The sequence below is a fragment of the Rhizobacter sp. genome (genome assembly GCF_031412495.1).
In the GTDB taxonomy this organism is placed as follows: domain Bacteria; phylum Pseudomonadota; class Gammaproteobacteria; order Burkholderiales; family Burkholderiaceae_C; genus Schlegelella_A.
This window is the reverse complement of record NZ_JANODC010000029.1, coordinates 1-7,808: the sequence shown is the minus strand read 5'-3', so window position 1 is coordinate 7,808 and position 7,808 is coordinate 1. Positions and strand designations below refer to the sequence as shown.

Below are 7,808 nucleotides of genomic sequence, written 5' to 3'. Positions count from 1 at the left end.
GCCGATGAGGCGGAGCATCTGGTCGCCGACCGGATCCATCATGATCAGATCGCCGTCGGCCTTGGACTTGAATCGGTACATCGCGCCTTCTTCTCTCCGGCCTGCACGGCCTCGCCTTGCGGATACATGTAGCCGCGGTTGAACGGGTAGACCGATTGTGCGCCGCGCATCGGCCCGGTCCCGAGCTCGCCGGTGCGGCGCGCGCACAGCATCTGGTGGATCGACAGCCAGGCCCGCTCGAAGCACATGGCGCTCCCGGCCAGGTACAGGCGGTAGGCCCGCACGACCGTGTCGCTGGTGAGCGCGTGCGCGGCCTCGAGCTGGGCCTCGAGCGCGTCGCTCCAGGCCCACAGGGTCTTCGCGTAGTGCGGGCGCAGGTTCTCGACGTCGAGCGTCTCGAGCCCGGACTCGCCGGTGACCTCGAGCACCGGCGCGACGTGCAGCAGCTCGCCGCCCGGGAAGATGTAGCGCTCGATGAAGTCGCCGAGCCCCGAGCCGAGCTTGTGGTTGCGCGTTCCCCCCGCGGTGATGCCGTGGTTCAGGAGCAGGCCACCCGGCTTGAGCAGGCGATGGATCTTGGCGAAGTAACCCGGCAGCTGGGCCCGGCCGACGTGCTCGAACATGCCGATCGAGGCGATCTTGTCGAAGGGCTCGGCCTCGGGCAGGGCCCGGTAGTCCAGGAGGTCGATGCGGACCCGGCCGCCCAGCCCCCGCGCCTCGATCAGCCGGCTCACGTGAGCGTGCTGGTTGCGGCTGAGCGTGATGCCGCGGCCGCGCACGCCGTACTTCTCGGCCGCCCAGAGCAGGAGGCCGCCCCAGCCGGCGCCGATGTCGAGGAAGCGCTCGCCCTCCTTCAGCATCAGCTTCCTGCAGATGTGGTCGAGCTTGGCTTCCTGAGCCTCGGCGATGGACTGCACGCCCTCGGCGAAGTAGGCACACGAATAGACCCGCTTCGGGTCGAGCCAGAGGGCGTAGAACTCGTCCGAGACGTCGTAGTGGAACTGGATCTGGCGGGCGTCGGCGTCGGGCTGGTGGCACGCCCGCGACTTGGCGATCTGCGCGAACTGGCGCAGCCAGGCGAGCGGCGCCGGCGCGTCGACGGCGGTGGGGTCGCCGGGCAGCATCTCGGCGGCCAGCGTCATCAGCTCGCGCACCGTGCCGTCGAACTCGATCCGGCCCTCGACGTAGTCCTGGCCGACGCGGCCGATCTGGCCGGTGACGAGGTGCGTCAGCGGCCCCAGCTCCTTCAGCCGCAGCGTCACCGCCGCCTGGGCGCTGCCGATCCGCTGCCCGCCGGGCAGAAGCACGGCCAGGGGCAGGGTCAGCGAGCCCAGTCGTTGCTCCAGTGCGCCGGCGACCGCAGACATGGTGCGAAGCCTCCTCGGTGGTCCGAAGTCCGGACTTTACCGACGCGGCGCGCCCGGGACCACCGCCCGGCCCCGGGGTCGGCCTGCCTCGCGGTCAGGCCGCGCCGGGCCCCAGGAGGCGAAAGGTGAAGACCCGGCCGATGGCCTGGCCGCGGCTGCGCTGCGGCAGGCTGGTGCGCGCGAGAGTCGCCCCGGAGCGCAGGCGAAGCACGTCGCTGGCCTGCATCAGGGGCGCGGCGTCGATCTCGGCCAGCCGGCGCATGTAGGCCCCGGGGTCGTCGACCTGGCGCCGCATCCAGTCGAGGATCTCGTCGTCGGCGCGCAGCTGCAGCATCTCGTCGGGCAACCCCCAGAGCGCGGCGAAGCGGCGGTTGAAGTTGTTGATGCGGCCGGTCAGGTCGATCACCAGCACGCCGTCGCGCACCGACTCGAGCGTGGCCGCCAGCTGCGCTGCCGCTACCTCGCCGTCGCGGGCCCGGCGCAGCTCCTCGCTGCGGTCGTGCAGCGCGACGACGTAGAGGGCGGTGCCCGGTGCCGGCTCGACGCGGCTGACCCGGCGCACCACCGGCACCACGGCGCCGTCGGCGCCGACGACGTAGGAGGCCGAGACGATGCCGGCGCCGCGCTCGCGCGTCGCGCCGACCTCGCGCCAGAAGATCTCGTCCTCCGGCGTGGCCGAGGTGGCGTGCATGTCGCGGCCGACCAGCTCGGCCGGATCGACGCCGAACAACCGCCCGGCCGCGCCGTTGGCGGCGACGATGCGCAGGCCCTCGGGTTCGACCAGGCAGACGGCGTCGAGCATCGACTCGATCAGCGCCGGCCAGGTCCGGCGCGCGGCGTCGGCGACGCTGAAGCGATCGACCGGGAGCGGGTTGTTCATGCCCGGCTCAGTCGATGTCCGCAGACGCCGCCGAAGGCTCGAAGAAGTAGGCGAAGCGGGCCGTCGGCGCCAGGTAGTCGAGCGCCGGCGGCGGCAGCTGCTGGGCCCGGATGCTGCGACGGATGCCGAGCCCCGGGGCGGCCTCGAGATCGACCACGAGCGCGTCGGCGCGGTCGACGTCGGCGTCGTGCACCAGCACGCTCGGCTTGAGCGGACGCGTGGAGTTGACCGCGATGACCAGCCCGTAGCGGTCGTCCGTGAGCTGGACCACCGAGCCGGGCGGGTAGACGCCCATCATCTTGATGAAGGCGTTGAGGATCGAGGCGTCGTACTTGCTGCGGCCCTGCGCGAACAGCAGCGAGAGCGACTCGTGCGGCGTCAGCGCCCGCGCCAGCAGGTGCGGGTTGCAGAGGTTGTCGTAGCGGTCGACGAGGGCGACGATGCGCGCCGCCATCGTCATCCGGTCGCTGTTCAGGCGGGCCGGAAAGCCGCTCCCGTCGGCGTGCTCGTGGTGCTGGGCGATGACCAGGCCGGCGCCGGCCGACAGGCCCATGCGCCGGGCCTGCACCACGCCGAGGTCGACGTGCTCCTCGTAGACCCGGGCCTCGCTCGGCGAGAAGCTGTCCTCGCGGTGGCGCAGGCGCAGCGGCATCTCGAGCTTGCCGACGTCGTGCAGCAGGGCGCCGACGCCGAGGTCGGCCATGTCTTCCTCGGCGAAGCCGAAGCAGCGGCCCATCAGCAGGGCGATGACGGCCACGTTCATCGCGTGCATCGAGGCCTTGTCGCCGGCCCCTTCGGTGAGCATGCGGATGCAGAGGTCCTGCTCGCCGATCATCTTCTCGATCACCGCCTGGGTGAGCGCCTCGGCCTGCACCCGGGCCTGCTGCGGCCGCCCGGCGACCAGCTCGAGCGCGTGCCGGCAGGCACGCGCCGCCTCGCCGTACTGCTGCTGGCAGAGGTGGTCGGCGTCGCGCTGGCGCTGCAGGCGGCGCACGCGGGCGGCGTCGGCCCGCTCGACGTGGCTCGCGGCATGCTCCGCCGGACCGGCGGCCAGGCGCGGGCCAGTGCCGGCAGCGTGCTCGCCGGCCGCGCCGGACGGGTCGTTGGCGGCCTCGTCGACCTGCCCGGGTTCGGTGACGGGATCGTCCGCCCCGGGGTCGGGCGGCACGGTGCTCTCCGCTTCGCTCTCCGCCGGGCTGCAGCGGACGCGCTTCAGCCCGAGGGCCCGGATCTTCTCGAGCTGGGCCGCCGACGTGATCCGGAAGCTGCTGAGAGGGAACGGGTGCGACATCCAGCCGACGTCGAGGTGCACGACCATCCCGACGCGGAGCGCCTGAACGTCGATCGTGTCGGTGGGGAGAACTGCCTTCATGGCTGCGCCCGCGCAGGCGACGGGCACACGCGGACCCACCGTTTATCGGCCGGGCCCGGCCCGGCTTGAGGCGGCACCGGCCCCCGGGCGGGCCCGGAGCGGCGCTTCCGCGGTCAGAGTTCGCGCAGGAAGGCGCGTTCGGCGCCGTCAGGCCGAGGCCTCCTCAGGCGAGCTCGAAGAAGCGCAGGTGCACGGTGTCCTGACGGCGCACGCCGACGCCGACGAAGACGCGCTCACCGACCCATGCCAGCCCCGGCGCGGCGCATTCGAAGCGCGGCACGCAGCGGAAGTACACCTCGGCCGGGTCGACCGGCTCGCCGCGGAGCAGGCGCGCCATCGCCTCGGGCGCCGCGCTGCGGAGGGCGTCGTTGTGCACGTAGATCCGCTCGCCGGACCGGGTCTCGATGACGTAGCGCGCCTCGAGCCGGGCCAGCGTCGGGCTGGCGACGAGCTGGAAGTCGGCGCCGCCCGGCAGCACCCGGCCGGCGAAGCCGCGGCCGCGGCAGGAACCGCCGTGGATCGGGATGACGCGGCGCAGGCCCTGGGCCACCTGGCCGACCTCGATCGGCGCGCCGACGTCGACGTCGACGTCGGCGAACCAGGCCAGCGTCGGCGCGGCGAGGCCGTCGATCCCGTCGTCGCGGGCGGGCGGGTCCAAGGATGACGGCGGCATGTCGGCTCCGGGCGGCAAAGCAGCCGGCCACTATGCACCCGCCACTACACTCGGCGCCCCGCGCCCACCCGCAGCAAGAGGCCCCCATGTCCTACGAGTACGGATCCGAATCGAAGCTGCTCGAGCTTCCCAATCCGTACCAGCTGCAGAACCGGCTGCTCTGGCTCTGCGCCGCGATCCTCGTCTGCGCCGGCATCGTCAGCCTGCTCTGGGCCCGCAACGCGATGGAGGACAGCGCCCTGCGCCTGGTCGCGGCGCCGCTGCTCGCCGGGCTCCTGCTGCTCGCTGCCGGCCTCGTGGCGGCGGCCACGGCGGCGACGCGGCTGCGCTTCTTCTTCGGCCGCGGCCGGCCGGCGTCGCTGGCGCCCGAGATCCCGCCCGGCGCGACCGGCGGCTCGCCGGCCGCCAATGCCATCAAGGAGATCCTGCGCCAGGGCGGCCTCACCTATCCCGAGCCCGAAGGCGCCGTCGAGGGCCTGCTCTACCACTGGTCGCCGCGCCTGATCACGGCGCCGCGCGAAGTCCAGCTGCTGGCGCGGCGGACGATGTTCAACCTGGCGGCGATCGCGGCGACGCTGGCGAGCTTCGCCTTCTCCTGGTTCGCCTTCGGCAACGCGGTGACGCGGCCGTGGATCTCGATCCTCTACTTCGCCTTCGGCCTGGTCTTCCTGCTCCGGCCGATGCTGGGCCAGCACAAGGCGCGCGTCACGACGGCGTCGCTGGTGGGCCTGATCGCGGTGGCGATCCTCGGCCCGGTGGCGATCGGCCTGCTCGCGCCGCGCCTGCCGTCGCTCGGCAGCTTCTCGCTCGACACGCAGACCTTCGTCATGCTGGCGACGGCGCTCGTCGCCTGCGCCCTGGCGATGGCCGCCATCCTGGCCCAGGTCGACGCGGCGCCGCAGACGCGCGCCAGCGTCGAGCAGCAGCGCCTGTCGATGAACGCGCCGCCGGCGACCCTGATGGACGAGCTCGACCGCGTCATGCAGTCGAGCTGGACCGAGCGGATCCCGAACCGCCGCTATGCGCGTGTCGACCCGGTCGCGACGGCGGCGACGCCGTCCGGCAACTTCACGGGCGAGCTGTTCGAGGAGACGCAGCCGCTGCCCGTCTCCGGCACCAAGGCGCCGACCCTGGCCGCGGCGCTGGCCTCGCCGCGCCATCGCCTTCTCCTCCTGCTCGACCTGTTCGCCACCGTGCTGGTCGTGGTCGCCACGGCCATGACGCTCCTCTTCGTGCGCCACTTCGACGTCGGCGCGCCGTGGCAGCAGAACCGCTTCTCGCTCGCCGGCACCTCGGCCATCCTGGCCCTCGTCGCTGCCTTCTGCTTCCACGCCTCGGCGCGCCTGTGGGGCCGATTCAACTTCGAGTCGATCCTGACCTGGGTCGAGATGGCCGGCAGCTGGCAGACCTCGCGCATCGGCACCGGCAACAACTTCACGAGCCGCATGAACACCGAGAACAGCGTCGTCCGCACGGAGGCGATGACGCTGCGTGTCTGGCGGGCGCGCATCGAGTCGGTGGTCTTCGGCAAGGACGATGCGCGCCAGGTGACGGCGATGTTCTCGACCGAGCGGGAGGCGCGGGCACTGGCGCACGACCTCATGCAGTTCGCGCGCGGCCAGAGCGTGCTCGTCGCGCCGTTCAGCGGCGAGGACGAGAAGCGCATCGCGGCGCTGAACGCCGGCGAGCAGGCGATGGGCTCGGCCGCCGACGCGGGCTCGGCCGCAAAGCTGCACCGCGAGTTGCAGGCGGCGGCGGCGCAGGGCGGCCGCGGGGTGCTGGCCCGGCCGGACGGTGGCGCCGCGGCGGGGGTGGCGTCCGGCCGGCGTTTCTGCCCGGCCTGCGGCACCGAGGCTGCGGCCGGTGCCCGCTTCTGCTCGAACTGCGCCGCACCGCTCGGCTGAGCCGCGTCCGGGCACATCGGCCGGGCGCCGCAGCCCTGGGCATGGATCCTGCAAGCCGGCCCGGCTCCAAGGGTTAGTACAGGCTCCCACGGCCCCGCATGCAGGCTGCAATCGGGGTCGCACCGTCTCGGCACCCTTGCCCTTCCCACCAGGAGTAACCATGTCCCCTGTCGCTCTCAGACTCGCCTCGGCGACCGCCATCGCCCTCGGCACGCTCGCCGCCGCTCCTGCCCACGCCGGCAAGGACCTCGACGCCATCAAGAGCCGCGGCGCGCTGGTCTGCGGCGTGAACACCGGCCTGGCCGGCTTTTCCGCCGCCGACAGCCAGGGCAAGTGGACCGGCCTCGACGTCGACTACTGCCGGGCGCTCGCCGCCGCCATCCTCAGCGACGCGAACAAGGTGCGCTTCTCGCCGCTGACGGCCCAGCAGCGCTTCACCGCCCTGCAGTCGGGCGAGATCGACGTGCTCTCGCGCAACACGACCTGGACGCTGACCCGCGACGCGTCGCTCGGCATGCACTTCGTCGGCGTCACCTTCTACGACGGCCAGGGCTTCATGGTCCCGAAGAGCCTGAACGTGAAGAGCGCCAAGCAGCTGAAGGGCGCGACCGTCTGCGTCCAGTCCGGGACGACCACCGAGCTCAATCTGACCGACTACTCGCGCGCCAACAACCTGGCGATCAAGCCGGTGGTGTTCGAGAAGCAGGAAGCGTCGACCGGCGCCTACTTCTCCGGCCGCTGCCAGGCCTTCACCACCGACGCCTCGGGCCTGGCCTCGATCCGCAGCAAGGAAGCGCAGAAGCCCGCCGACCACGTCATCCTGCCCGAGCTGATCTCGAAGGAGCCGCTCGGCCCGTCCGTGCGTCGCGGCGACGACGAGTTCTTCGCCATCGCCAAATGGACCTTCAACGTCCTGCTCGAGGCCGAGGAATACGGCATCACGCAGGCCAACATCGACCAGATGAAGAAGGACAGCAAGAACCCGGGCGTGATGCGCCTGCTCGGCGCCGGCACCGAGGACACCGGCAAGGTGCTCGGCCTCGACAAGGAGTGGGCCTACCGCGCCATCAAGGCCGTCGGCAACTACGGCGAGATCTTCGAGCGCCACGTCGGCGAGAAGACCCCGATCGGCCTGCCCCGCGGCAGCAACAACCTGTGGACGCAGGGCGGCCTGATGTACGCACCGCCGGTGCGGTAAGCGAGTTTCGCCCTTGAGCGCACGCAAGCCGCGCCGCAAGCGCGAATGGTCGCTGCGCAGCCGGGCCGGGCGGGGCCTGCTCTACCAGGCCCTCGCCCTGCTCGCGGTGGCCGCCGCGGTCTGGTTCCTGGCCCACAACACGCAGCGCAACATGGCGGTGCGCGGGATCCAGAGCGGCTTCGACTTCCTGAGCGCGGCCGCCGGCTTCGACATCGGCGAGACGATGATCGCGTACGACCCGAGCCAGAGCTACGGTCGGGCGATCTGGGTCGGGGTGCTGAACACGCTGCGGGTGGCCCTGATCGGCATCGTCCTGACCACCGTCCTCGGCGTGCTGATCGGCGTCGGCCGCTTCTCGCGCAACGCCCTCGTCCGCGGCCTCTGCTACGGCTACGTCGAGGTGTTCCGCAACGT

The 7,808-nt window shown here is 72.2% G+C and carries 6 protein-coding genes and 1 pseudogene; 3 read left to right on the top strand and 4 right to left on the bottom strand.

From position 1 onward, the window contains the following. Positions 1–44 precede the first annotated feature (44 nt). From AC30N0_RS01095 to AC30N0_RS01080, 4 genes are all read right to left on the bottom strand, one after another. Positions 45–1,367: a class I SAM-dependent methyltransferase gene (locus AC30N0_RS01095; RefSeq protein ID WP_489516095.1), complete on the bottom strand. Its 1,323-nt coding sequence runs from the start codon at positions 1,365–1,367 to the stop codon at positions 45–47. Between the two features lie 94 nt (positions 1,368–1,461). Continuing rightward, a complete protein-coding gene (locus AC30N0_RS01090; RefSeq protein ID WP_489516094.1) occupies positions 1,462–2,247 on the bottom strand; it encodes a PAS domain S-box protein in 786 nt (261 codons plus the stop codon). 7 nt (positions 2,248–2,254) lie between these two features. Then, positions 2,255–3,619 (bottom strand): cyclic di-GMP phosphodiesterase, encoded by a 1,365-nt coding sequence (locus AC30N0_RS01085; protein ID WP_489516093.1) that lies wholly within the window; start codon positions 3,617–3,619, stop codon positions 2,255–2,257. A gap of 163 nt (positions 3,620–3,782) precedes the next feature. Continuing rightward, entirely contained in the window at positions 3,783–4,277 is a 495-nt protein-coding gene (locus tag AC30N0_RS01080) for a DUF3237 domain-containing protein (RefSeq protein ID WP_489516092.1), read from the bottom strand. A 101-nt stretch (positions 4,278–4,378) separates the two neighbouring features. Between AC30N0_RS01080 and AC30N0_RS01075 the strand changes: the two genes are divergently transcribed. The 3 genes and pseudogenes from AC30N0_RS01075 to AC30N0_RS01065 all read left to right on the top strand — a co-directional run. Then, complete coding sequence (locus tag AC30N0_RS01075) at positions 4,379–6,196, top strand: zinc ribbon domain-containing protein (RefSeq protein WP_489516091.1); 1,818 nt, start codon at positions 4,379–4,381, stop codon at positions 6,194–6,196. Between the two features lie 160 nt (positions 6,197–6,356). Continuing rightward, positions 6,357–7,394 carry an amino acid ABC transporter substrate-binding protein gene (locus AC30N0_RS01070; RefSeq protein WP_489516090.1) on the top strand — a complete coding sequence of 346 codons (1,038 nt, stop codon included), beginning with the start codon at positions 6,357–6,359 and terminating at the stop codon, positions 7,392–7,394. A 13-nt stretch (positions 7,395–7,407) separates the two neighbouring features. After that, positions 7,408–7,808 (top strand): annotated as a pseudogene (locus tag AC30N0_RS01065) (amino acid ABC transporter permease); the annotation flags it as partial.